Annotated in this window: 24 protein-coding genes; all 24 read left to right on the top strand. The window is 63.0% G+C overall.

Going from position 1 to position 22,934, the window contains the following annotated elements:
* Nucleotides 1-81: 81 nt before the first annotated feature.
* The 24 genes from BLT86_RS09200 to fliI all read left to right on the top strand — a co-directional run bounded on the left by BLT86_RS09200 (nt 82) and on the right by fliI (nt 22,865).
* On the top strand, nt 82-1,185 hold the full coding sequence (locus tag BLT86_RS09200) for a phage protease (protein WP_092376240.1): 1,104 nt from the start codon (nt 82-84) through the stop codon (nt 1,183-1,185).
* 3 nt (nt 1,186-1,188) lie between these two features.
* A complete protein-coding gene (locus BLT86_RS09195; RefSeq protein ID WP_092376237.1) occupies nt 1,189-1,596 on the top strand; it encodes a hypothetical protein in 408 nt (135 codons plus the stop codon).
* A gap of 14 nt (nt 1,597-1,610) precedes the next feature.
* The gene (locus BLT86_RS09190) at nt 1,611-2,501 is read left to right on the top strand and encodes a Mu-like prophage major head subunit gpT family protein (RefSeq protein ID WP_092376234.1); all 891 of its coding nucleotides are present in this window, start codon (nt 1,611-1,613) and stop codon (nt 2,499-2,501) included.
* A 12-nt stretch (nt 2,502-2,513) separates the two neighbouring features.
* On the top strand, nt 2,514-3,293 hold the full coding sequence (locus BLT86_RS25990; RefSeq protein WP_197676097.1) for an HI1506-related protein: 780 nt from the start codon (nt 2,514-2,516) through the stop codon (nt 3,291-3,293).
* A gap of 3 nt (nt 3,294-3,296) precedes the next feature.
* Nucleotides 3,297-3,812 carry a gp436 family protein gene (locus BLT86_RS09180; RefSeq protein ID WP_092376231.1) on the top strand — a complete coding sequence of 172 codons (516 nt, stop codon included), beginning with the start codon at nt 3,297-3,299 and terminating at the stop codon, nt 3,810-3,812.
* Nucleotides 3,812-4,252 (top strand): phage tail terminator protein, encoded by a 441-nt coding sequence (locus BLT86_RS09175; RefSeq protein ID WP_092376228.1) that lies wholly within the window; start codon nt 3,812-3,814, stop codon nt 4,250-4,252. Before BLT86_RS09180 ends, BLT86_RS09175 begins: the two co-directional genes overlap by 1 nt.
* Complete coding sequence (locus tag BLT86_RS09170) at nt 4,249-4,458, top strand: DUF7210 family protein (RefSeq protein WP_092376226.1); 210 nt, start codon at nt 4,249-4,251, stop codon at nt 4,456-4,458. The genes BLT86_RS09175 and BLT86_RS09170 overlap by 4 nt, the downstream gene beginning before the upstream one ends.
* A gap of 11 nt (nt 4,459-4,469) precedes the next feature.
* A complete protein-coding gene (locus BLT86_RS09165; RefSeq protein WP_078458526.1) occupies nt 4,470-5,243 on the top strand; it encodes a phage tail tube protein in 774 nt (257 codons plus the stop codon).
* A 2-nt stretch (nt 5,244-5,245) separates the two neighbouring features.
* Nucleotides 5,246-5,761: a DUF6631 family protein gene (locus tag BLT86_RS25740; RefSeq protein ID WP_157719667.1), complete on the top strand. Its 516-nt coding sequence runs from the start codon at nt 5,246-5,248 to the stop codon at nt 5,759-5,761.
* A 157-nt stretch (nt 5,762-5,918) separates the two neighbouring features.
* On the top strand, nt 5,919-6,086 hold the full coding sequence (locus tag BLT86_RS25910) for a hypothetical protein (RefSeq protein WP_020306283.1): 168 nt from the start codon (nt 5,919-5,921) through the stop codon (nt 6,084-6,086).
* A gap of 164 nt (nt 6,087-6,250) precedes the next feature.
* On the top strand, nt 6,251-9,691 hold the full coding sequence (locus BLT86_RS09150) for a phage tail length tape measure family protein (RefSeq protein ID WP_092376220.1): 3,441 nt from the start codon (nt 6,251-6,253) through the stop codon (nt 9,689-9,691).
* Nucleotides 9,691-10,536, top strand: coding sequence for a hypothetical protein (locus tag BLT86_RS09145; protein ID WP_092374086.1), 846 nt, complete (start codon nt 9,691-9,693; stop codon nt 10,534-10,536). Before BLT86_RS09150 ends, BLT86_RS09145 begins: the two co-directional genes overlap by 1 nt.
* Entirely contained in the window at nt 10,536-11,414 is an 879-nt protein-coding gene (locus BLT86_RS25735) for a hypothetical protein (protein WP_157719646.1), read from the top strand. The genes BLT86_RS09145 and BLT86_RS25735 overlap by 1 nt, the downstream gene beginning before the upstream one ends.
* A 26-nt stretch (nt 11,415-11,440) precedes the next feature.
* Nucleotides 11,441-13,129, top strand: coding sequence for a hypothetical protein (locus BLT86_RS09140; protein ID WP_231976569.1), 1,689 nt, complete (start codon nt 11,441-11,443; stop codon nt 13,127-13,129).
* Nucleotides 13,119-13,940: a phage BR0599 family protein gene (locus tag BLT86_RS09135; RefSeq protein WP_092374092.1), complete on the top strand. Its 822-nt coding sequence runs from the start codon at nt 13,119-13,121 to the stop codon at nt 13,938-13,940. The genes BLT86_RS09140 and BLT86_RS09135 overlap by 11 nt, the downstream gene beginning before the upstream one ends.
* A gap of 9 nt (nt 13,941-13,949) precedes the next feature.
* Nucleotides 13,950-14,189 carry a hypothetical protein gene (locus tag BLT86_RS09130; protein WP_092374094.1) on the top strand — a complete coding sequence of 80 codons (240 nt, stop codon included), beginning with the start codon at nt 13,950-13,952 and terminating at the stop codon, nt 14,187-14,189.
* Nucleotides 14,189-14,428 (top strand): hypothetical protein, encoded by a 240-nt coding sequence (locus BLT86_RS09125; RefSeq protein ID WP_231976570.1) that lies wholly within the window; start codon nt 14,189-14,191, stop codon nt 14,426-14,428. The genes BLT86_RS09130 and BLT86_RS09125 overlap by 1 nt, the downstream gene beginning before the upstream one ends.
* Nucleotides 14,418-16,571 carry a phage tail protein gene (locus BLT86_RS09120; RefSeq protein ID WP_092374097.1) on the top strand — a complete coding sequence of 718 codons (2,154 nt, stop codon included), beginning with the start codon at nt 14,418-14,420 and terminating at the stop codon, nt 16,569-16,571. Before BLT86_RS09125 ends, BLT86_RS09120 begins: the two co-directional genes overlap by 11 nt.
* A 276-nt stretch (nt 16,572-16,847) precedes the next feature.
* Complete coding sequence (locus BLT86_RS09115) at nt 16,848-17,177, top strand: GIY-YIG nuclease family protein (RefSeq protein WP_092376217.1); 330 nt, start codon at nt 16,848-16,850, stop codon at nt 17,175-17,177.
* Nucleotides 17,178-17,302: 125 nt separating this feature from the next.
* The gene (fliE, locus tag BLT86_RS09110) at nt 17,303-17,632 is read left to right on the top strand and encodes a flagellar hook-basal body complex protein FliE (protein WP_013714978.1); all 330 of its coding nucleotides are present in this window, start codon (nt 17,303-17,305) and stop codon (nt 17,630-17,632) included.
* A gap of 10 nt (nt 17,633-17,642) precedes the next feature.
* Entirely contained in the window at nt 17,643-19,427 is a 1,785-nt protein-coding gene (gene fliF / locus BLT86_RS09105; protein ID WP_092376214.1) for a flagellar basal-body MS-ring/collar protein FliF, read from the top strand.
* A complete protein-coding gene (gene fliG / locus BLT86_RS09100) occupies nt 19,420-20,445 on the top strand; it encodes a flagellar motor switch protein FliG (protein WP_092376211.1) in 1,026 nt (341 codons plus the stop codon). Before fliF ends, fliG begins: the two co-directional genes overlap by 8 nt.
* Before the next feature lie 283 nt (nt 20,446-20,728).
* Nucleotides 20,729-21,529 carry a flagellar assembly protein FliH gene (gene fliH / locus BLT86_RS09095; RefSeq protein WP_074857656.1) on the top strand — a complete coding sequence of 267 codons (801 nt, stop codon included), beginning with the start codon at nt 20,729-20,731 and terminating at the stop codon, nt 21,527-21,529.
* Nucleotides 21,519-22,865, top strand: coding sequence for a flagellar protein export ATPase FliI (gene fliI / locus BLT86_RS09090; RefSeq protein ID WP_092376208.1), 1,347 nt, complete (start codon nt 21,519-21,521; stop codon nt 22,863-22,865). The genes fliH and fliI overlap by 11 nt, the downstream gene beginning before the upstream one ends.
* Nucleotides 22,866-22,934 lie beyond the last annotated feature (69 nt).

Raw genomic sequence — 22,934 nt, 5'->3', positions numbered from 1 at the left:
CTGCCGTAATGCCCTCGCCAGCCGGCGAGATTTTTGCCCCGTCAAAATTACTTGCCCGGCCTGCCGCGCCAAGCTGCCGGCATGAAGACAAAACGCCTCCCTCTCGCCGTTGCACTTGCCGCCTGCAGTTTCGTACTGGGGGCGCCGGCTGCCGACAACACCATCTGGGTTCAGGTGACCCCGGCTGGCCATTTCCTGCCGGCTGATGGCCGCGAGATCAAGGTGCCGTCCTGGCACATCAACCAGGCGGTGGCCACCAAGGTCATCGAGCGCTTCCACGCCACCAAGAACAAGCGCGTGGTCGATTACGAGCACCAGACTCTGCTCAAGGAAGAGAACGGCCAGCCGGCGCCCGCCGCGGGCTGGTACACCGACCTGCAGTGGCGTGAAGGTGAAGGCCTGTTCGCCCGGGTGCAGCTGACCGCCCGCGCCGCGCAGTACATCGCCGAGGGCGAGTACCAGTATTTCTCCCCCGTGTTCCTTTACCACCCGACCACCGGCGACGTCCTGGACGTGCAGATGGGCGCGCTCACCAATGCCCCGGCAATCGACGGCATGCAGGAACTCAGCCTGCGCGCCGCCGCGTCGTTCGGCTGTTTCGATGACTCCCCAGAGGAAAACCCCGTGAACCAATTGCTGCAGGCGCTGATCGCCGCCCTCGGCCTGGCCGAGAACACCACCGAAGAGCAGGCAGTCGCCGCGCTCTCCGCCCACACCACCAACCTGCGCAAGCTGCTGGGCCTGGATGAAAAGGCCGGTGGCGAAGCCATGCTGGCAGCCTGCACCGGCCTCAAGGCCAAGGCGACCGCCACCCCTGATCCGGCGCAGTTCGTGCCGCTGTCCGTGGCCGAAGGCCTGAAGGCCGATATCGCCGCGCTGACCGCACGCCTGGGTGAGCGTGATGACAAGGATCTCGACAGCCAGATCACCGCCGCCCTGGAGGACGGCCGACTGGCCAAGCCGATGGAAGAGTGGGCACGCGACCTCGGCAAGAGCAACCGCGCCGCCCTGACCGCCTACCTGGACAAGGCTGCGCCGATCGCTGCGCTGGCCTCCAGTCAGACCCAGGGCAAACCACCGGTAACGGACGAGAAAAACGGCCTGACCAAGGAAGAGCTGGCTGTTTGCTCGGCCATGGGCCTGACCGCCGAACAGTTCAAGGCCGCCAAGGCCGAGGAGCAATAAGCCATGACCGCGCTCACCAAAGACCGCAACACCCCCCGCCGCGATGGCGTGCAGTTCAACGACCCCGTCGCTGCCTCTACTCGCATCTTCGCCGGTTCCCTGGCTTGCCTGAACGCGGCGGGTTTTTCGGTGCCAGGTAGTACCTCGACCACCCTGAAGGCGCGTGGCCGTGCCGAGGAACATGTGGACAACCGCGATGGTGCTGACGGTGCGTTGCGCATCGAGATCCGCCGTGGTGTGTTCCGGTTCTCCAACAGCGCCTCGGCCGACGAGATCACCCGCGCCGATATCGGCAACACGGCGTACATCGTCGACGACCAGACGGTCGCCAAGACCTCTGCCACCAACACCCGCTCGGTAGCCGGCATCATCCGCGATGTGGATGAGGCAGGCGTCTGGGTCGAAATCTAAGGAGCAAGACTCAGATGATCATCAACCGCGCAAACCTGCAGCTGCTGTTCACCGGCTACAAGGCCGCCTTCCAGAACGCCTTCGCTGGTATCCAGCCCGACTACGCGCCGTTCGTGCTGGATGTGCCCTCGACCACTGGCAAAGAGACCTATCCATGGCTGGGCCAGACCACTGGCTTCCGCGAGTGGATCGGCGACCGCGTCATCCAGAACCTGGCTCTGCATGACTACACCATCAAGAACAAAACCTTCGAAAACACCGTGGGCGTTCCCCGCGAGAACATCGAAGACGACTCTTACGGTGTGTTCAGCCCGCTTATGGCCCAGCTTGGCCAAGACGCCGCAGAGCATCCCGGCTCCCTGGTGTATGACCTGCTGAGCAACGGCTTCACCTTGCCTTGCTACGACGGTCAGAACTTCTTCGACACCGATCACCCGGTGACGAACAAGGCCGGCGCCGAGGTGAGCAAGAGCAACTTCCAGGGTGGTAGTGGTACCCCTTGGTTCATCCTCGACACCTCGCGCGTGATCCGCCCGATCATCCTGCAGCGTCGCCGCAACTATCAGTTCGTGTCGATGGACCAGGAGCGCGACGAGAACGTCTTCATGCGCAAGGAGTACGTGTACGGTGCAGATGGCCGCCTGAACGCAGGCTTCGGCCTCTGGCAGCTGGCCTATGCCTCTCGCGAGACGCTGGATGCCACCGCCTTCAATGACGTCTTCGCTTCCATGCAGACCATGACCGGCGATCGCGATCGCAAGCTGGGCATTCGTCCGCGCCTCCTGGTAGTGCCGCCGACTCTGCGCGAACAGGCCCTGGAGATTGTCCAGGCCGAGCGTGGCGCCAACGGCTCCACCAACATCAACCGCAACGCCGTCGACGTGCTCGTCACGCCGTGGCTGTGATGGGGGTGATGCATGGCTGGTAAATCAACCGCTACCAAGGCGCCTGCAAAGGCGCCTACCAAGAGCGCAGAAAAGGCAGCCCCAGCGGCCGCCGAAAAGCTGGACAACCAGCTGGCGGCACCTACCAAGAGCGAGGCACCCGGCTCGGACGCCGGTTCGAGCGGGCAGGAAGCCCACCCGGTCGTGATCCTGGGCGGTGATGAGATTGGCGCGTATCTGGACATGCTCGAAGCCGCTGGGGAGAACCTGGGCTACCTGATCCAGCTGTCGCAGCTCGATGAGCCGCTGCTGCGCCAGGTCGGCCAGTTCGTCGAGATCGAGGGCTTTGCCGAGTTGCCGCCTGAGCAACTGGCTATGCAGATCGAGGCCAAGGTGGGTATCGGCGCAGCGGTTACGCCTGCGCCGTCCACTGGCGACCCTGATACCGCCCCGGCCGCGCCTGATACGGCGGCCGCCACCAGCCAACCGGCATCTGCCGCGCCCCAGGCGTCTGTGGGCGATGCCGTTGTGACTCAACCAGGTGCGGAGGCGCAGGCAGCGGCATCGCCTGCAGGTGGCAATGCCACTGATGCTGTTGATGGCCTGGACGACGACGGCGATATCGAGGGGCTTTGGGTGGTGGCGATTCCCGAGCAGGGCTTCCGCCGCTGTGGCTTTCGCTTCACCCGCGAGGGCTTCGGCATCGCCCTGGATGCACTGACGGCTGAGCAGATCGAGCAGCTGGAGAGCGAGCCCAACCTCAAGGTTGAGCGCGGCATCTTCTCCGGCCGTGTCGGCGAGCGGGTGGAGTAACCCATGCAGTACATCAGCCTCGACGACCTGGCCGAACGCCCAGGCGCACGCGAACTGGCCCAGGTGGCCACCAAGGAAGGCGTGCGCGCGGTGGCCACCGACTTGATGGAGGCCACCCTGCGCGGCGCTGACCGCAGCGCCTGGGCGGCTGACCTGGTTGCCGTCGCGGATGATGCCCTGCAGCGCATCCAGGACGCCGTCACCGAGGCTGAAAGCCTGATTGACGGCTACCTGGCCAAGCGCAGCTACCCGCTGCCGCTCAGCCCGGTACCGAAACTGGTCACCGGCTGGGCGCGCGATATCGCCCGGTACCTGCTGCACAAGGACCGTGGCGGCAAAGAGGATTCTGACCCGATCGTGCGCAACTACAAGGATGCGCTGAAGTTCCTGGGCCTGGTCGCCGAGGGCAAGTTCAGCTTGGGCGCCGAGGATCCAATCACCAGCAACCCGAACCAGCTCGACGTGCGTTTCGAGTCCGCGCCAAGCGTGTTCGACCGCACCAGCAGGCGGGCGTACTGATGAACTTCGCGCCCCTGGATACCACGCTCGTCGAGAACCGCCTGCGCGACCAGGTGCAGGACTTCGGCGAGGTCAACGGCGCCGCCGCGTATCACACGCTCAAGGGGCTGCAGGACTTCCGCACCGGCGACTGCTGGGTGGTACTGGCTGCCGAGACCAACCCGGCAGCCGATGGCCCGCAACCCAAGCGCAAGGCAGCAGCCGGTGCCGTGTTCGGCGTAGTGATCTGCGCCAGGAACTACCGCGACCTGCATGCGGACGCGGCCAAGGATGAAGTGATGATTTTTGCCGGTAAGGCCCGAGAGGCCCTTATCGGCTGGGCCCCAGCCGGCTGGAAGGATTGCATCTGGCTCAAGGGCCAGGTGCTCGATAGCGACAGCGACCGTGTGCTCTGGATCGACATTTACACCACCACCCACGTACTAGGGGGCAACCCGTGAGCAAGCAACCCGAAACCGCAGCCAAGCAGGCCGCCAAGCCCGAGCTGCACAAGGTGAAACTGGCCAAGCCGCACAAGCATGCCGGCGAGGATCACCCCAAAGGCGCGACCATCACCGTGACCGCCCCCGAGCGCGACTTCCTGATTCGCGCGGGTGTGGTCGCAACCCCTGAAACTACCGACGCCGCCGCTCCGGCTGCCGAATAACGAGGTGCACAATGTCTGAGTCTTACTACTTCGGCCAAGGCAAGCTGTGGATTGCCGAGATCCTCGCGGGTGGTTTGTTGGGCCCCTGGGTCTGGATTGGTGATGTGTCCGAATTGTCGGGCCAGGGCGCCGAAACCCGCGTTCAACACCGGGAGTCGTTCAGCGGCGTCAATGCCATGGTGCGTGACTTTGGCAAAGAGCTGGGCATGACCTGGAACGCCACCATGCACCAGCTCGATGCCGACAACGTTGGCCGCTTCACCCGCTCGCGCATGAGCGCGCAGATCGCCGGCACCGTGACCGGTGAGGAGCTGCCGAACCCGGTGGCAGATGGTGACCTGATCGCGCTCGATCACATGAACGTGACCGACCTGGTCATCACCGACAGCCTGACGCCGACCCCGGCCGAGCTGGTGCGCGGTACCCACTTCGACTATGACGTGTTCGGCGATGTCGAGATCCTGACCCTGCCGACCTCGCCTGCGCCGACTCAGCCGCTGGTAGCCGCTTACAGCCATGGGGCCACCAAGCAGGCCGCCTTCCTGGCCGGTACCGACAAGAACTACGCGCTGAAGTACAAGGGCATCAACCTGGCCGAGAACGGGGCACCGATCCTGGTCGAGCTGTACAAGACCAGCGCCGGCCTGCTGCAACAGCTCTCGCTCATTACCAGCGGCAACCAGTTGGCCGGCTCGCCGGTCACCTTCACCACGCTGCTGGATTCCAGCAAGCCCGCCTCGGGCGACCTGGGTCAGTTTGGCCGCTTCGTTGAAATGGCTGCCTGACCATGGCCCAGCGCAAGAAGAAGCAAGGCATCATCAGCGCGCCCGAGGCCCCAGCGGCCGAGGGCGCGGATGACCTGCAGAAACTTCACCCCAACCTGGAGGCGAAGCTGAACGGGCGCGTTGTCGTAGTGCGCGAGTATGGCTTCGTCGAGGGCCTGCAGGTTCGCCAGCAGCTCAAGCCGTTCCTGGACGGTTTGTACGAGCTGATCAAGGCCGACTCGGTGCCGCCCCTGGAACAGATCATGGAGCTGGTCGTTGCGCACCTGGATGACGTCCTGCAGGCGGTGGCCACCTCGGCCGACATCGAGGTCGAGGAGCTGCGCACGCTCAAGGACCAGGACGAAGGCGATGCCCTGCTTTACAAGTGGTGGACGGCCAACGGCCCTTTTTTCTATCGGCGCGCCCTAAGCCGGATTCTGGCCGAGCGTTACCGGGCGGCCGAGGCGGAAAAGCAGCGCGCTGGGCAGACGTCTATGCCTGCCTCATCCGCGCCGGCTACGGCGACGTCGAGCGAATAGGCCGCTACACCGAGCGGCAGATCCTGCTGCTGTTCGAGGCTGAAAAGCGCCGGCGGCGCACGGAGCGTGCCGAGATGCTGAAGGACATGAACCTGGCCTTCGCCGGTGGTGAGGCCGCCAACAAGCACTTCAAAGAGCTGTTGCCGTAGGAGGCACCATGAAACAGGCCATTGCCGAGCTGCAACGTACTGCAGAGATTGCCGAACATAACCAGCCTTACAGCGAAGCTGAAGGCGACACCGCCCAGGCCGAGCTGCAGCGCACCACCTCGCAGGAATGCCGCGAGGCGATCGAGCAGTTGAAAGGCGACTCTCCCGACCTGTAAGTAACACCCGAACCCTGGCGGCGGGTAACTAGCCGCCATCGACACAGCAAGGTGCATCTATATCGTTAGATGCGCCTGGCTGTGCATGCTTTTGCCTCGTCAAAATTACATCCTGCCCCGCGCGCGCGAGCATGTCGGCATCCCACCCATCTGGATGCTGACCGATGAACAATCGCGGTGATATCGAGTTTGCTCTGCGCCTCAAGACTGACCTGGAACAAGGCCAGCGCGAGCTGCAGGGGCTTGCTCAGACCGTCGAGGGGGTCGGCGCGGGCGCAGCAACATCAAGCGCTGAACTCAATCACCTGGGCGAGACTGCAGATCAGGCAGCCGCGCGCCTGCGTGGCATCGCCGAGGCGGCGGTACAGCAAAAGGTCGCCGCCGACGCTGCTGCGGCCAGCATGATGGAAAGCGCCAACGCCACGCGCCTGGCGGGCGCAAACTGGCAGGAAAACGCAGCGGCTCAGAACGAGTCGATGCGCGCCTACCACGCCGCCGAGCGCGCCGCCCAGGAGAAGGCCCAGGCCGATCTGCGAGCTGCCGAGGCCGCCGCTCAGGCCGCAGCGGCTACCGAGAAAGAAGCCCAGGAGCTGCAGCAGCTGCTCGGCAAGATCGATCCGGTTATCCGCAAGCTCGACGAGCTGGACAACATGGAGCAGCAACTACGCCGCGCTCGTGCCTCCGGCCAGATCGATCTGGACACCTTCGACGACTTCAACGCCAAGCTGCAGACGCAACGTCAGCTCCTGGGCGGTACCACTGATCAAATGCGCGTTGCCGGCATCACGGCTGGGCAGTACCAGCAGGCCATGCGGCAGCTGCCGATGCAGATCACCGACATCACCACCAGTCTGGCCAGCGGCATGCCGATCTGGCTGGTGGCCGTGCAGCAAGGTGGCCAGATCCGCGACAGCTTCGGCGGGTGGGCCAACGCCGGCCGGGCCCTGGTCAGCACCATCAATCCGCTGACGCTGGCCATCGCCAGTGTCACGGCGGCGATTGGTGCGACGGTGATCGCGGCCGTTCAGGGCGCGGCCGAGACTTACGAGTATGAAAAGGCCATTGCCCTGACGGGAAATTCGGCAGGCGTCTCGGCTGACCAGTTGGCGGCAATGGCCCGCCAGATTGATGCGGTCTCCGGTACCCAGCGCCAAGCTGCAGCAGCGCTGGCTGAAGTAACTGCTGCAGGTAAGTTCACCGCCGACCAGATCCAGCTCATCGCGACTACTGCTGTGGTGATGGAGAACAGCATCGGCCGCGCTGTCAGCACCACGGTCGACGAGTTCAAGAAGCTGGCCGAGGAGCCGGCCGAGGCATCCGCCAAGCTCAACGAGCAGTACAACTACCTGACGTTGGCGGTGTACGAGCAGATCGCTGCGCTGGAAGCCCAGGGCGATCAGGCTGGTGCGGCACAGGTAGCGATGGAGGCCCTGGCCGAAGCCATGCAGAGTCGGGCTGCCGATATCGCTGGCAACCTGGGGCTGGTGGAATCTGCCTGGCAGGCGGTCAAGAATGTGGCCGCAGAAGCCTGGGATGCGATGCTCGACATTGGCCGAGCTGACACCTTGGAAGACAAACTCGCCGAGGTGGCGCGTCAACGGCAGACCGCTATGTTCGGCGTGCGTGGAGACCGAGTCGGCGGTGGCATCGATCCGGCGCTGGAAGCGCGCCTGGCTGCCGAGGAAGAAGGCCTGCGCGAGCAGATTCGCCTGCGTGACGAGCAGGCGAAACAGACGGCAGAGGCGGCAGAGGCCGAGCGCGAGGCCATCGCAACCTCCCAGGAGCGCACCAAGGCTGCCGACGCCTTCGTCAAAGGTGCCGAGGCTCAGCTGCAGAGCCTGCAGAACCTGACCAGCGTTGAGCGCGCCCAGCGGGTGATGCAGGAACAGAACATCGAGGCCACCAGTGAACTGGGCAAGCGCATGCTGGAGGCGGCTGAAGCCACCGATAAGCAGCGCGAGGCCAACCAGGCCGAAGCCGATGCCAAACGTGCAGCCACCGAAGAGCAGCGCAAGGCCACTGCCGCCCTGCGCGAGCAAGAACGCGCCGCCCAGGCCGCGCTGCGTGCAACCGAGCAGAGCGTTCGCCAGCAGCTGAGTTACGTGCAGGGCCTGGAGGATCAGGCCGCCAAGATCGGCCTGACCGCTGCCGAAGTGCGCCAGTACGAGCTGGCCGAGAAAGGCCTGACCGGCGCCATGCGTGCGCGGGCCGATGCTGCGCTGGCTCTGATCGATGCCGCCGAGGCACAGCGCCAGGCCGACGCCAACGCCCGCACCAATGTCGGCCTTGAGGCTGAGTTCCTGCGTGCTGCAGGGCGCGAGACAGATGCCGCGCTGCTGGAGATCCGCACCAAGTTTGCCGGCATGCGTACCGAGTTCGAGAAGGCAGGCAACGAAGCCGGCCTAGCGTGGCTGGACAAGCTGATCCCGGTGGCTGAAGCCAAGGTGCGCGTCGATGACGTGCAGCGCGAGATGGACCGCATCCGGGCCGAGCAGCAGCGCCAGGAGCAGTCGGTCAACGTGCAGCAGGATGCTGGCCTGATCACCGAGCTGCAGGCGCGCGAGCGCATCCTGGAGATCCACCGCGAGACTTACGCCCAACTGGAGCAGATCCGCCCGGTGCTGGCCGAGCTTGCTGCGCAACCTGGTGCAGTCGGCGAGGCGGCCTCCCAGGCTCTGTACGCACTCGACGCTCAAGCCCAGCGCCTGATGGCCACCACCACGCTCCTGCAGGAGACCCTGCGCACCGGCATCGAGGGCGGCCTGACCTCGGCGCTTTCTGGACTGGCCCGCGGCACCATGGATCTGCGCGATGCCGTCACCGCCCTGGGCCAGAGCGTAGCCGATGCCCTGGCGCAGATGGCCGCCAAGAACCTGGCTGAAGGGCTGACCAACAGTGTGATGGGCATGTTCGGCAGTGGTGCTGATGCAGCGCCTGAGACGGCCGCTGCTACGGCAACGGCAACGGCCATCACCACGGCATCGACCGCCGGCGCCACGGCAATGGGTACAGGGATCACGGCTGGTGGCACGACAGCGGCAACTGCTATGGCAGGCGCAATCACAACTGCGGGCACAACGGCAGCCGCAGCGATGGCGCAGGCGATCATTGGTGCATCAGCGGCAAGCTCGACCAGCGATGCGATTTCAGGAGTCGCCTCTGTCGCTGCTGTGGCAGCGTCGACTGGTGGCCATATCACCGGCCCTGGTACCACCACCAGCGACAGCATTCCAGCCTGGCTCTCCAACTACGAGTTCGTCACCCGTGCCGCCGTCGTGCAGCAGCCCGGAGCGCTCGCCTTCCTGCACGACTTCAACGCCCGCGGTATGGCTGCTGTGAATGACTACCGCGTGCGCCACTCGACTGGCGGCCTAGCCGGCGTGCCGGCACCGGCCTTGCCGTCGCCTGGGCTGGCAAACACCCGCCTGGCTGAGCCGGCAAAGGAGTCGGGTACCACGCTCAAGAACAGCCAGAACTTCTATCTGATCGACGATCCGCAGCGGATCGGCGACGTGATGTCCGGCCCGGTCGGCAACGAAGCGATCGCCGTTGCCATCTCCCGTGAGCCCGGCAAGTTCCGCCAAATACTAGGACTGAACAACTGATGCCCCATCAAATCGGCTTCGTCGACAACTCGGGCGGTGTGCTCGCCCACTACAAGATGCTGGAGACCATCCGCGACTTCGCCTCGGCGAACGGCTGGATCGTGCTGCGCTATGACACCGCCCCGGCCAACCGTGAATTGATCCTGAAGGGTGTGGGCTACACCGGCGAGGAGGAGATCTTCGTCGGCTTCCGCACCTACCAGGACGCGTCAGCCGACTACTACAACCTGCTGGCTGGGGTGTTCACCGGATACGTCGCCGGCAACACCTTCGACACGCAACCAGGAGCACGTCTGAGTGGCGTGCCGGCACACAACAACCGTATCGATTACTGGCTGACCCTCAACCCGCAGCGCATCGCGCTGGCGATGAAGGTCGGCACTCCTGTGTACGAGAGCTGCTATGTCGGCAAGTGCCTGCCTTATGGTCGGCCGAGCCAGTACCCGTACCCGGTCGTCTGCAGCGGCATGCTCAACGGTGCCGCGACACTGCGTTTCAGTGACACCTCGGCGAACCACGGCATCGGCTACAAGGGCAACTCAGCGCGTCTGGGGCTGCGCAGCAATGACAACTGGCTCAACGCCTACTGCTATCCCTGGGGCAATGATGACATCGCTGGCGTGACCCAACTCCGTGATACCGGCGGTTATTACCACCTGTTGCCAGTCGAGCTGCATGACAACAGCTCCAATCTGTGGGGCTCGTTGGACGGGGTCTTCTATATCTCTGGCTTCGACAATGCTGTGGAGAACACTCTTACCGTTGATGCTATCGACTATGTCGTAATCCAGGACGCTGGTCGGAACGGTTTCACAGACTATTACGCAATGAGGTTGGACGTCTGATGGCCTACTACACCGGTTCGGCAAATGACATGGCGGCGGTCCGGAGTGCCTTGGTTGACGCCTGTGTGGCTGAGGGCTGGGCATGGAATGAAGTGACTGAGGTGCTCAGCAAGGGGGCAATGTTCCTGCGTTTGCAGGTGGTATCTGGTTATTTGTCGTTGCTGGGGCGTACCTCTGCTGCGAGTGGGGATGCACCAAATGTTGTACGGCTTGGGCAGATAGGTAGCGTTCCTATCGTGTTTCCATTGACATACGAAGTCTTCGCTTTTGAAAGCGAGGTCTATCTGGTCTGTAGGTACAGCATCGACTTCTATCAGTGGTGTGCATTTGGTAATTCCACGATACAAGGGTTGCCTGGATCAGGAATGTGGCTTGGCGCATCTATAGGCTCACTGGCCGCCGATGGGGGAATACGTATTGATCCGGAGTCGTCCAACAACGGTGCAAGCCATACAACTGGCGCCCTGTTTTGGTACACGCAGAATAACGGGCTATCTAACCGCAATTCGTTCGTTCATTCGGACTTAGATGGCCAAGGCTGGGCGTTGAGCCAGACACTCGGTGCTTCCTATGTGGGTCCTGGACCATTAGCGCCCCTGATTAGTGTTCTGCCTAGTCGGTGGAATAGTGAGGCTGTGCTGCTGCCTCTGCGATCTTGGAAGGTCAGGCCGTCCAGTAAGTTAAGTCTGACCTCCGAGCTTGAACACGCACGCTACACACGCATAGACAACTATGTTCCTGGAGAGGTTGTCTCGATCGGGCCAGACCGCTGGAAGGTATTCCCGTGGTATAGGAAGGACACGTCGGCCCGTAATGGCGGGAATAACATTGATCATACCGGGACATTTGGCTGGGCTATCCGCTACGAGGGGCCTTAATTGTGGCCGTTCTCAACGGACAAGCAGTGCTCCCGACTCTAGGCGGCATCGAAAACCCGAATCTGACTCAAGATCATTGGACGTTCGCCTGGGTCAATCAGTTTGATCCGTCGCCTTATGTCAGCGATACGCAGCGTGTTGGTGAGGCAACAATTACACCTCATTGGCCAGTGGAGGTGAACGGCCGTGCGTTGTCGGTCAAACGCTTACATGCCCATGTTGACGACTGGTATCACCGCATCCACATCAGCCCGAAACAGCTCGACCTTGGCAACGTTGTATCGGCGCAGACTCAGGACGTTTTTCTGTGGAATGCCTTCCTGGAGCCTCGCACCCTGGTCGATATCGGCGGCACGGACGAAGGCGTGCTCGTCAGCGGCCAGCCCGACCCGCCGCTGCTGTTCCCAGCGCTGAAGGAACTGACCTGGCAGCTCACCGTCACCCCGGATGGCCAGCCGGTGCTTGATACCGTCGTTACCTGGGAGTTCGACAACGGCCGTGAGGCAGGCCTACGCGTCACCGCCAACCGCATCATCGCCTGGACCTTCGTGCCGGACTGGGGCGACAGCATCCGCGAGAGGCTCACGGCCGCCACCGACATCCTGCAGAGCGAGTCCGGGGTCAGCCAGCGCCGCAAGCTGCGCGGCTCGCCGCGGCGTGAGTTCAATGGCGCAATGTACGCCGAGGGTCGTGAGCGCCAGTTGCTCGACCTCGCGTTGTTCGGGTGGAGCGATCGCATCTGGTCGATACCGATCTGGCCTGATATCCAGCTGCTCAATGCCGGCATTGCCGCCGACGTCGACTTCATCCCCTGCAGCACCCAATGGCTCGACTTCCGCGCCGGTGGCCTGGCGATGCTGCGTGGCGAGGATGCTTTCACCAGCGAGACGGTCGAGATCCTCGAAGTACTCCCCGAAGGCCTGCAGCTAAAACGTAACACCCAGCTGGCCTGGCCGGCCGGCTCGCGCCTGTATCCCGCTCGCTCGGCTCAGCTGCTCGAGGAGCCATCGCTAAACAAGCTGACCGACCGGCTGATCGAGGCCGAGGTGCGCTTCCTTGTTGTCGAGGCCTGTGACTGGCCTGAGTGGTTGCCAGCCTCCTTATATAGAGGCCGGCCGGTTTGGGATCGGCGCCCCGACGACACCGAGAACCTCACCCATGCTGCCCAGCGCCTGCGTTCGACACTGGACAGTGGGTTCGCTCAGCCACTGGTCACTGACACCGCCCGCCGGGCGTTCCAGGTACTCGGCCAACGCCATCTCGACCTCGGCCGGGCGGCTCGGGCGCTGGTGCGCTCGTTCATCTATGGGATGTGCGGCAGGCAGAAGGTGGTTTGGGTGCCGAGCCACATGGATGACCTCACCGTCGTCGCCACGGCCTCTGCGGTGGCCACCACCATCGACATCGTGAACATCGGTTACACCAGGTTCAGCAACGGCAAGCCAGGCCGACGCGATATTCGCATCGAGCTGTGGAGTGGCACGGTGCTGATGCGCCGCATCATCGGCGCCACCGAGCTGGATGGCCAGACCGAGCGCCTGGCGCTGGATGCGGCCCTGGGTATCGAGCTGCGGTCTGACGATATCGCGCGGATCAGCTGGATGAACCTGATGCGGTTCGAGAGCGACGTCCAGGAGATCGAGCACATGACGGATAGCCAGGGTGTTGCCGGCTGGGCAACGGTGTTTCGCGAGGAGCGTGACGATGAGTTTTAACAGCCGCGAGAACTCACTGGCTGATGGTGCGCCGATAAGGCTGTACCAGTTCAGCAGAGGCGTCATGCGCTGGCTCTACACCAGTGGAGACCGAGACGAGGTCGTGGGCACACAGATCTTCCGCACGCTTCGCGGCGGTATCTCGGACGATGGGATTCGCCAGACAGGTGAAGCCAGCGTCGAGCTGCTCAAGATCACCGCGCCGGCCGACCTCGACGTGGCCACTCTCTATCGAGGGGTACCGCCGTCGAACGAGATCGCCCTGACGATATTCGACAGGCATGCGGGAGAGGACGAGCAGGTCGTCAGCTGGGTGGGCAGTATTCAGAGCGTCTCTTGGCCCAAGCGTGACCAGGCACAACTGGTCTGCCAGCCACTCTCTGCGCGCATGACCATGCAAGGCCTGCGGCAAGGCTGGGAGCGACCCTGTCACCACGCTCTCTACAGCGTGGCGTGCGGTGTTAATCGTGATCTATACCGCGTCACCACCGAGATTCAGAGCAAGAACGGCCTGGTAATCAGCAGTGGCGCATTCGCAAGTTACCCGGCCGGCTATTTCACGGCGGGCTGGGTCGAGTGGTCGGTTGGTTCGGGTGAGTTCGATCGCCGTGCTATTGAGAGTCACACCGGCAGCAATCTGGCCCTGCTAGGCGGGACGGCCGGGCTGCAACCTGGGCAGGCGATCCGCGTCTATCCCGGCTGCAATCAAACCATCCAGATGTGCAACGACAAGTTCGACAACGCTCCCAACCACGGCGGCGTCCCGCATCTTGCAGGTCGTTCGCCGTTCGATGGCAATCCGGTTTTCTAGGGGGAAGTCATGGATCCGTATACCTGGGCGTATATCGCCATCATGGCGATCAGTGCCTACGTCTCGTACAAGAATCGCCCCAAGTCTGTTGCTCCGAAGCCGGTGGCCTTCGAGGACTTCAGCTTCCCGCAGTTCGAAGAGGGCACTCCCCAGTGCGTGTTCTTCGGGGACAACTACACGCCGGACTGGATGGTGCTCTCCTACGGCAACTATCGCACCCAACCGATCAAGACGAAGAGCGGCAAGTAATGATCAGTGACGACGAGCTGTTCGTGACCCTGGAGCACATGCATAGCGTGCCGGCATTCAATGGTCGGGCGGGCTTCTGCCACAAGGGGGGCCGCGCATTGGCTGCACGGTATGGTCTCGACTGGGGGCAGATCGTGAACGATGGCGGCATCGTGGCCAGCAAGCTGGTCGCCACGGGTGATGCCATGGCCATGCACCTGGTCGAGTTCGCGCGGCAGGAGGTGTGTGATGGGCAGTAAGAAGGCAGTCAAGGTTGGCTATCGCTACTTTTTCGGCATCCACATGGGTGTCGGCAAGGCGATTGATGAGTTGGTTGAGATCAAGGTCGGTGAGAAGCGTGCTTGGTCTGGCAGCGTTACCAGCAACCAAACCATCAACATCAACGCCCCGGAGCTGTTTGGAGGCGACAACGGCGAGGGAGGCATCCAGGGAACGCTCGACGTGATGATGGGCGCGCCTGATCAGCCGCTCAATGGGCGCTTGGCGGCCATGCTGGGCGGTTTGGTACCGGCTTTCCGTGGCGTTTGCACGTTGTTCTATGACGGCCTGGTGACCAGTATGAACCCCTACCCGAAGGCCTGGACGTTCCGTGTGCGGCGCGCATTGAAGGGCTGGGATGGCGCGGTCTGGTACCCGGAGCGCTGCGTTATCGATATGGCCAGCGGTGCGATCAAGGCGATGAACCCCGCGCACATCATCTATGAGTGCCTGACGAACCGCGACTGGGGTGGTGGCATGGATCGTAGCCGGATCGATGATGCCTCTTTTCGCGCTGCGGCAACGGCGTTGCACGCTGAGGGTTTCGGCCTCTGCCTGCGCTGGGTGCGCCAGGATAGCCTCTCGGCCTTTGTCAGCCATGTGCTCGATCACATCGGCGGCAATCTCTTTGTCAGTCGCAGGACGGGGCTATTTGAGCTGACCCTGGTACGCGATGACTACGATCCTGAGCTGCTCCCGTTGTTCGACGAGGACAGCGGCCTGCTGTCGATCATGGAGGATGACAACGCCGCGACGGCAGGTGCAGCGAATGAGGTCATCATCAAGTGGCGCAGCCCGATCGATAACACGAACAGGCAGAAGCGCGAGCGCAATCTCGCCGCGATCCAGGGTGCCGGCCAGATCCTCTCGACCACCATCGAGTACCCAGGCATTCCCACTGATGAGCTAGCCGGCCGAGTGGCTGTTCGTGATCTGCGGGCCAGGTCGGTCGGGCTGAAGCGCTTCAAGGTGCAGCTCGACCGACGCGGCCGCGATATCAAGCCTGGTGGTGCATTCCGCATCCGCAGCCTGAGCCGGGGCATCGAGATGATGGTGGTCAGGGCTGGCCGTTTCGAGGATGGCACCCTCGGCAGCGGGGCGATCACCGTCACGGCTGTGCAAGACGTGTTCGGGTTGCCGGCCACCAGCATGACGCCTCCACAGCCTCCAGGCTGGGTGCCGCCAAACACAACGCCGGCAGCCGCCACTGTCCGGCGACTGACAGAGGTTACCTGGCGCGACCTGGTGCAAACCGTCGACCCCGCCAACGTCGCTCTCTTTGATCAAACCAGCGCATTCATTGCCGCCCTGGCGCTCAAGCCAACACCGTTGTCGCTGGGCTTCGGTATTGAATCGCGGGTTGGCAGCGCGGCCTTTGCCAGTGCCGAGAGCGGTGACTTCTGCCCGTCTGGTCTTTTGGTGGGTGCGATTGGGCGTGCCGAGACCAGCATTCAGCTGACGTCGGTCGAAAGCATCGACCTGGTCGAGGTGGGTACTGCGGCGTTGATCGATGACGAGATCGTTCGGGTTGTGGCGGTCGACCTCGGCACGTTGGTAGTGACCATTGCCCGTGGCTGCGTGGACACGGTACCGGCCGCCCACACGGCTGGTGCGCGCGTGTGGTTCTTTGATGACTATGCGGGGGCTGACCCTACGGAGTACTCCGCTGGTGTCAGCGTGCAGATGCGGCTGCGCACGATCACCAGCAGCGGCATGCTGGCTCCGGAGCTGGCTCCGATCGACACCCTGTCACTGGTTGGGCGTCAGGCGCTGCCGTACCCACCGGGCCGGCTGCTTATCGGCGGCGCCAGCTATCCGGCTTCGGTCGTTGGTGATGTGGTTGCCAGCTGGGCGCACCGTGATCGCATCGTCCAGGCCGACCAGTTGATCGACACCACGACGGGCGATATCGGCCCTGAACCAGGTACCACTTACAGCTGCAGGTTGCTCAGGGCTGATAACAGCAGCGTGCTGGCAAGCCAGACCGGTATCAGTGGCACGACCGCTACGCTGACCACCACCTATGTGGGCCAGGTCATTCTGGAGGTCTGGTCGGTTCGGGGAGGGTTGAACAGTTGGCAGCGGCACCGAGTCCAGTTCAGCAGGACGAACCCGGTGCCGTGATTTGGCAATTCCGTTGCCGTGCGTGAAAATGTCAGCTCACTGCATTTATCGCGCAAACGGCAACAGTTTTTCGCGCGGCGCTACAAATGACCTCGAATGATCCATCGCCGTCATCCCCGCGAAGGCGCAGCTACCGTCATCCCCGCGAAGGCGGGGATCCAGCCGCGGTGCTAAGGTTGTCCTGGCTTGTAGGAGCGATTTTTTCGTTCGGGCTCAAATCAATCGCTGAATAGGCCTTCATACCTATGGAGGGCCCAATCTGCAAAGGACTGCAGCATGAAACAACCCGCCGTTTACATTATGGCCAGTCAGCGTAATGGCACGCTCTATACCGGAGTTACGGCGGATCTGCTGCAGCGTGTCTGGCAGCATAGAGAGGGAGCCGTTGAGGGCTTTACACTCCGCTATGGAGTGAAGTTGCTGGTGTGGTACGAGCAGCATGAAAGTATGAGTGGCGCGATAGCCAGGGAGAAGGCGATCAAGAAATGGAATCGTGCCTGGAAGCTGCGCCTGATCGAAGAGCGAAATCCGCAATGGCGCGATCTTTGGTCAGAGATTGTTGGTGATTCTTCTCTTGCTGCTGGGTCCCCGCCTTCGCGTGGATGACGGTGGCTACCCCATCTATCTGCGTGTTCCCGATCTGATTCCCATAAGCCGCTTTGTTGGCACTCTTGTTGCTAATACCCCTGCATAGCGCCGCTAGTGTCAAAAAGCGGGCAGTGGAGGAAGTCATGAGCCAAGGTGTCGAATTCAATCGCTTGATGCTGGAGATGCGTTCCATGCAGGCTGAGGCCATGGCGCGTCAGAAGCCTGCTGCGAGCGAGCCGGTGCAGGGAGCGCCGAGCTTCTCGGAAATGCTCGGCCAGGCGGTGAACAAGGTCAACGAGACCCAGCAGGCGTCCAATAAACTGGCGACCGCATTCGAGATGGGGCAGAGCGGGGTCGATCTGACCGATGTGATGATCGCCTCGCAGAAAGCCAGCGTATCCTTCCAGGCCATGACCCAGGTGCGTAACAAGCTGGTTCAGGCGTATCAAGACATCATGCAGATGCCGGTCTGAGGGTTGATTGATGGCTGAAGCAGCAGTAGCAAACGTACCGGCCAAGGCCGAGCCAGGTGAGCCGAAGAAGCCCCTGCTGGGTCTTAGCTTCCTGGAAAACCTCGCGGAGATGTCGGTGCTGCGTCAGCTCGGCCTGTTGGTCGGTCTGGCTGCCAGCGTGGCGATCGGTTTTGCCGTGGTGCTCTGGTCGCAGCAACCGGACTATCGTCCGCTGTACGGTAGCCTCAACGGTATGGATGCTTCTCAGGTGGTCGATACCCTGACCACTTCCGGCATCGATTACACCATCGAACCCAACTCCGGCGCGCTACTGGTCAAGGCTGACGATCTGGCGCGTGCGCGCATGCGCCTCGCTGCTGCTGGCGTGGCGCCCACCGACAACAGCGTCGGCTTCGAAATTCTCGACCGTGAGCAGGGCCTGGGCACCAGCCAGTTCATGGAGGCGACCCGGTATCGCCGCGGTCTCGAGGGCGAGCTGGCACGTACGGTGGCCAGCCTCAACAACGTCAAGGCGGCGCGTGTACACCTGGCCATGCCCAAGGCGTCGGTGTTCGTGCGTGACGAACGCAAGCCGTCTGCATCGGTGCTTGTCGAGCTTTACCCGGGACGTGGGTTGGAGCCCAGTCAGGTCATGGCGATCGTCAATCTGATGGCGACCAGTGTGCCTGAGCTGGACAAGGGTCAAGTCACGGTGGTCGACCAGAAGGGCAATCTGCTTTCCGATCAGCAGGAGCTGTCCGAGCTGAGCATGGCTGGCAAGCAGTTCGACTACACCCGCCGTATGGAAACGCTGTTCACCCAGCGCGTGCACAACATTCTGCAGCCGGTGCTGGGCACTGGTCGCTACAAGGCGGAAGTCTCGGCTGACGTGGATTTCAGCTCGGTTGAGTCCACTTCCGAAATGTTCAATCCGGATCAGCCCGCGCTGCGCAGCGAGCAACAGGTCAACGAACAGCGTCAGAGCAGCCTGCCGCCACAGGGCGTGCCGGGCGCGCTGTCCAATCAGCCACCTGGTCCGGCTGCCGCGCCAGAGCAGGCCGCAGGCGCTGCCGCCCCGGCCGGCCCGGTTGCCGCGGGTCAGCCGCTGGTCGACGCCAATGGCCAGCAGATCATGGACCCGGTAACCGGCCAGCCGATGCTGGCGCCATACCCGGCCGACAAGCGTGAGCAGTCGACCCGCAACTTCGAGCTGGATCGGTCCATCAGCTACACCCGTCAGCAGCAGGGGCGCCTGCGTCGCCTGTCGGTAGCGGTGGTGGTGGATGACCAGGTGCGTGTCGATCCGGCTACTGGCGAGAGCAGCCGAGTGCCGTGGACGACCGATGACCTGGCGCGCTTTACCCGTCTGGTGCAGGATTCGGTGGGCTTCGATGCCAGTCGCGGCGACAGCGTCAGTGTGATCAATACGGCCTTTACCGCTTCGCTGGGTGAAGAGATCCCCGATATTCCGTTCTACACCCAGCCCTGGTTCTGGGACATCGTCAAGCAGGTGCTTGGCGTCCTGTTCATCCTGGTGTTGGTGTTCGGCGTGTTGCGTCCGGTGCTCAACAACATCACCGGCGGTGGCAGGGGCAAGGAACTGGCAGGCTCCGGTGATGTGGAGCTTGGCTCGATGGCAGGTCTGGATGGTGAGCTGTCCGATGACCGTGTCAGCCTTGGCGGCCCGCAGAGCATCATGTTGCCTAGCCCCAGTGAGGGGTATGATGCACAGCTGAACGCCATCAAGAGTCTGGTGGCGGAAGATCCTGGCCGCGTAGCCCAGGTCGTCAAAGAGTGGATCAACGCCGATGAGTGATAATCGTACCGCTACCAAGCTGACCAAGCTGACCAAGGTCGACAAAGCCGCCATTCTCCTGCTTTCGCTGGGTGAGACCGATGCCGCACAGGTACTGCGTCACCTCGGGCCGAAGGAGGTACAGCGGGTTGGCATGGCCATGGCCGGCATGCGCAATATTCACCGCGAGCAGGTCGAGCAGGTGATGGGTGAGTTCGTCGAGATCGTCGGCGACCAGACCAGCCTCGGTGTCGGCTCCGACGGCTATATCCGCAAGATGCTCACTGCGGCGCTGGGCGAGGACAAGGCGGGCAACCTCATTGACCGTATTCTCCTCGGTGGCAGCACCAGTGGTCTGGACAGCCTGAAGTGGATGGAGCCGCGTGCCGTTGCCGATGTGATTCGCTACGAGCACCCGCAGATTCAGGCCATCGTCGTCGCCTACCTCGACCCGGACCAGGCGGCCGAGGTGCTCAGTCACTTCGATCACAAGGTACGCTTGGACATCGTTCTGCGGGTGTCGTCGCTGAACACCGTGCAGCCGGCCGCGCTGAAGGAGCTCAACCAGATTCTCGAGAAACAGTTCTCCGGCAGCGCCAATGCCACGCGCGCCTCCATGGGCGGCGTCAAGCGTGCGGCGGACATCATGAACTTCCTCGACAGCTCGGTGGAAGGCCAGTTGATGGACTCCATTCGCGAACTGGACGAAGACCTGTCGATGCAGATCGAAGACCTGATGTTCGTCTTCGACAACCTGGCCGATGTCGACGACCGTGGCATCCAGGCGCTGATGCGCGAGGTCTCCTCCGAAGTGCTGGTGCTGGCACTCAAAGGGGCCGACGACGCGATCAAGGAGAAGGTGTTCAAGAACATGTCCAAGCGCGCTGCCGAGCTGCTGCGCGACGACCTGGAGGCCAAGGGGCCGGTACGCGTCAGCGATGTGGAAGCGGCGCAGAAGGAAATTCTCACCATTGCCCGCCGTATGGCCGAGGCCGGCGAGATCGTGCTTGGCGGCAAGGGTGGCGAGGAGATGGTTTGACAGGGTCTATTCCCGTTTCGCCACGGCCGCGCCGGAGCCAGTTTTTGCGCGGGGCAAGGCATGAGGAGAGAAGTTTGGTCATTCCAAATGAGCGACGAATAACGCCGCAGCGCGCAAAAACTGGCCCGGCCCTCCGGGTTGCGCGGCAAATGGCGCCATGCTGTGTTGCGGGACTTGGCAAGGGAGCAACCATTCCCTGCGTCCCGCGCCTGCGGAACGCCGCCCGACCATGGCGCCATTTGGCGCAGCAACGCGGCTCGCGTCGAAACGAGAATAGACCCTGATGGCCGCCAAGGAGCCTGATAGCGAGCTGATTCGCGCCAAGGATCTCGGCACGTTCGATCGCTGGGCGCTGCCCAGCTTCGACGCGCCGGGTGACGAACCGGCAGAAGCCGAGGCCGCTGCTGAAGAACATATGCAGCCTCCAGCTGAATCCGAGCAGCAGGACGCCGCACAGGTCGAAGAGGTCGCACTCGAAGATGTCAAACCACTGACGCTCGATGAACTCGAAGCCATTCGCCAGGATGCCTATAACGAAGGCTTCGCCACGGGCGAGAAGGACGGCTTTCACGCCGGCCAGATCAAAGCCAAGCAAGAGGCCGACGCGGCCTTGGCGCTGAAGGTCGGCAGCCTGGAAAAACTCATGACGCAGTTGCTCGAGCCGATTGCCGAGCAGGATCAGCAAATGGAAGTGGCCATGGTACGTCTGGTCAGCCATATGGTGCGCGAGGTGATTCAGCGCGAGCTGAACACCGACTCCAGCCAGATCCGCCAGGTGCTGCGCGAGGCGCTCAAACTGCTGCCAATGGGCGCGCAGAACGTGCGCATTCAGGTCAATCCGCAGGATTTCGAAACGATCAAGGCCTTGCGTGAGCGTCACGAGGAAAGCTGGCGCATCCTCGAGGATGACAGCCTGCTGCCCGGCGGTTGCCGTATCGAGTCCGAGCACAGTCAGATCGACGCCAGTGTCGAAACGCGCATGGCGCAGGCGCTCAAGCAATTGTTCGAGCAGCAGCGCGCGCAAGTCTCTCAGCCGCCGGAAGCGGACATCGACCTGGATCTGGATGCCGTCGATGCGCCTTGAGCGGATCAGTTTCGCCAGACGCCTGGCGGGCTATGTCGAAGCGATCAACCTGCCCAGCCAACCCGTGGTGGAAGGGCGCCTGCTGCGTATGGTCGGCCTGACCCTGGAGGCCGAAGGTTTGCGCGCCGCCATCGGCAGCCGTTGTCTGGTGATCAACAGCGACAGCTATCACCCGGTGCAGGTCGAGGCTGAGGTCATGGGCTTCTCCGGCGGCAAGATCTACCTGATGCCGGTCGGCAGCCTGGCCGGTATCGCGCCAGGTGCGCGTGTGGTGCCGTTGCCGGATACCGGGCGCCTGCCCATGGGCATGTCGATGCTCGGGCGAGTGCTTGATGGCGCCGGGCGTGCGCTCGATGGCAAGGGCGGGATGAAGGCCGAGGACTGGGTACCGATGGATGGCCCTGCTATCAACCCGCTCAACCGCGACCCGATCAGCCAGCCGCTGGATGTTGGTATTCGTTCGATCAACGGTTTGCTTACCGTCGGGCGTGGCCAGCGCTTGGGCCTGTTCGCCGGTACCGGCGTGGGCAAGTCCGTGTTGCTGGGCATGATGACCCGTTTCACAGAGGCGGAAATCATCGTTGTCGGCCTGATCGGCGAACGTGGGCGTGAGGTCAAGGAGTTCATTGACGAGATCCTCGGCGAGGAAGGTCTCAAGCGTTCCGTGGTCGTGGCTTCGCCGGCCGATGAAGCGCCGCTGATGCGCCTGCGCGCGGCGCAATACTGCACGCGCATCGCCGAGTATTTCCGTGACAAGGGCAAGAACGTTCTGCTGTTGATGGATTCGCTGACCCGCTATGCCCAGGCCCAACGCGAAATCGCCCTGGCCATTGGTGAGCCGCCAGCGACCAAGGGCTACCCACCGTCGGTATTCGCCAAGCTGCCCAAACTGGTCGAGCGTGCCGGCAACGCCGAAGCCGGCGGCGGTTCGATCACCGCGTTCTACACCGTATTGAGTGAGGGGGATGACCAGCAGGACCCCATCGCCGATGCTGCACGTGGTGTGCTCGACGGGCACTTCGTCCTGTCCCGGCGCCTGGCCGAGGAAGGGCACTATCCCGCTATCGATATCGAGTCCTCGATCAGCCGGGTCATGCCGCAGGTGGTTCCGCCCGAGCAGCTCAAGCAGGCGCAGCGTTTCAAGCAGTTGTGGTCGCGCTATCAACAGAGTCGCGATCTGATCAGTGTCGGTGCCTATGTCCCGGGCGGCGACGCGGATACCGATCAGGCCATCGCCCGTCAGCCAGTCATGGCTCAGTACCTGCGTCAGGGCCTCGACGAGAACGTGTCAATGGCGCAGAGCCGCGAGCAGCTGGCCGGGGTGTTGGGACAGTGACCTGTTACCGTAGGGCGGGTGTAACCCGCCAGGGCGATCTGGCGGGTTGCACCCGCCCTACGGGGCGCG

Origin of the sequence: Pseudomonas sihuiensis (assembly GCF_900106015.1) — a bacterium.
In the GTDB taxonomy this organism is placed as follows: Bacteria; Pseudomonadota; Gammaproteobacteria; order Pseudomonadales; family Pseudomonadaceae; genus Aquipseudomonas; species Aquipseudomonas sihuiensis.
Note: the sequence above shows the minus strand (reverse complement) of the source record. Positions and strands in the feature narration are given on the sequence as shown.

Excerpts from the sequence above, each read along its gene's own strand:
- BLT86_RS25740 (WP_157719667.1), top strand. The coding sequence starts at position 5,246 with ATGGCCCAGCGCAAGAAGAAGCAAGGCATCATCAGCGCGCCCGAGGCC.
- BLT86_RS09115 (WP_092376217.1), top strand. The coding sequence starts at position 16,848 with ATGAAACAACCCGCCGTTTACATTATGGCCAGTCAGCGTAATGGCACG.
- BLT86_RS09180 (WP_092376231.1), top strand. The coding sequence starts at position 3,297 with ATGCAGTACATCAGCCTCGACGACCTGGCCGAACGCCCAGGCGCACGC.
- BLT86_RS09130 (WP_092374094.1), top strand. The coding sequence starts at position 13,950 with ATGGATCCGTATACCTGGGCGTATATCGCCATCATGGCGATCAGTGCC.
- fliI (WP_092376208.1), top strand. The coding sequence starts at position 21,519 with ATGCGCCTTGAGCGGATCAGTTTCGCCAGACGCCTGGCGGGCTATGTC.
- fliH (WP_074857656.1), top strand. The coding sequence starts at position 20,729 with ATGGCCGCCAAGGAGCCTGATAGCGAGCTGATTCGCGCCAAGGATCTC.
- BLT86_RS09150 (WP_092376220.1), top strand. The coding sequence starts at position 6,251 with ATGAACAATCGCGGTGATATCGAGTTTGCTCTGCGCCTCAAGACTGAC.
- BLT86_RS09120 (WP_092374097.1), top strand. The coding sequence starts at position 14,418 with ATGGGCAGTAAGAAGGCAGTCAAGGTTGGCTATCGCTACTTTTTCGGC.
- BLT86_RS09145 (WP_092374086.1), top strand. The coding sequence starts at position 9,691 with ATGCCCCATCAAATCGGCTTCGTCGACAACTCGGGCGGTGTGCTCGCC.
- BLT86_RS25910 (WP_020306283.1), top strand. The coding sequence starts at position 5,919 with ATGAAACAGGCCATTGCCGAGCTGCAACGTACTGCAGAGATTGCCGAA.
- BLT86_RS09165 (WP_078458526.1), top strand. The coding sequence starts at position 4,470 with ATGTCTGAGTCTTACTACTTCGGCCAAGGCAAGCTGTGGATTGCCGAG.
- fliE (WP_013714978.1), top strand. The coding sequence starts at position 17,303 with ATGAGCCAAGGTGTCGAATTCAATCGCTTGATGCTGGAGATGCGTTCC.
- BLT86_RS09190 (WP_092376234.1), top strand. The coding sequence starts at position 1,611 with ATGATCATCAACCGCGCAAACCTGCAGCTGCTGTTCACCGGCTACAAG.
- fliG (WP_092376211.1), top strand. The coding sequence starts at position 19,420 with ATGAGTGATAATCGTACCGCTACCAAGCTGACCAAGCTGACCAAGGTC.
- BLT86_RS25735 (WP_157719646.1), top strand. The coding sequence starts at position 10,536 with ATGGCCTACTACACCGGTTCGGCAAATGACATGGCGGCGGTCCGGAGT.
- BLT86_RS09135 (WP_092374092.1), top strand. The coding sequence starts at position 13,119 with ATGAGTTTTAACAGCCGCGAGAACTCACTGGCTGATGGTGCGCCGATA.
- fliF (WP_092376214.1), top strand. The coding sequence starts at position 17,643 with ATGGCTGAAGCAGCAGTAGCAAACGTACCGGCCAAGGCCGAGCCAGGT.
- BLT86_RS09175 (WP_092376228.1), top strand. The coding sequence starts at position 3,812 with ATGAACTTCGCGCCCCTGGATACCACGCTCGTCGAGAACCGCCTGCGC.
- BLT86_RS09125 (WP_231976570.1), top strand. The coding sequence starts at position 14,189 with ATGATCAGTGACGACGAGCTGTTCGTGACCCTGGAGCACATGCATAGC.
- BLT86_RS09195 (WP_092376237.1), top strand. The coding sequence starts at position 1,189 with ATGACCGCGCTCACCAAAGACCGCAACACCCCCCGCCGCGATGGCGTG.
- BLT86_RS25990 (WP_197676097.1), top strand. The coding sequence starts at position 2,514 with ATGGCTGGTAAATCAACCGCTACCAAGGCGCCTGCAAAGGCGCCTACC.
- BLT86_RS09200 (WP_092376240.1), top strand. The coding sequence starts at position 82 with ATGAAGACAAAACGCCTCCCTCTCGCCGTTGCACTTGCCGCCTGCAGT.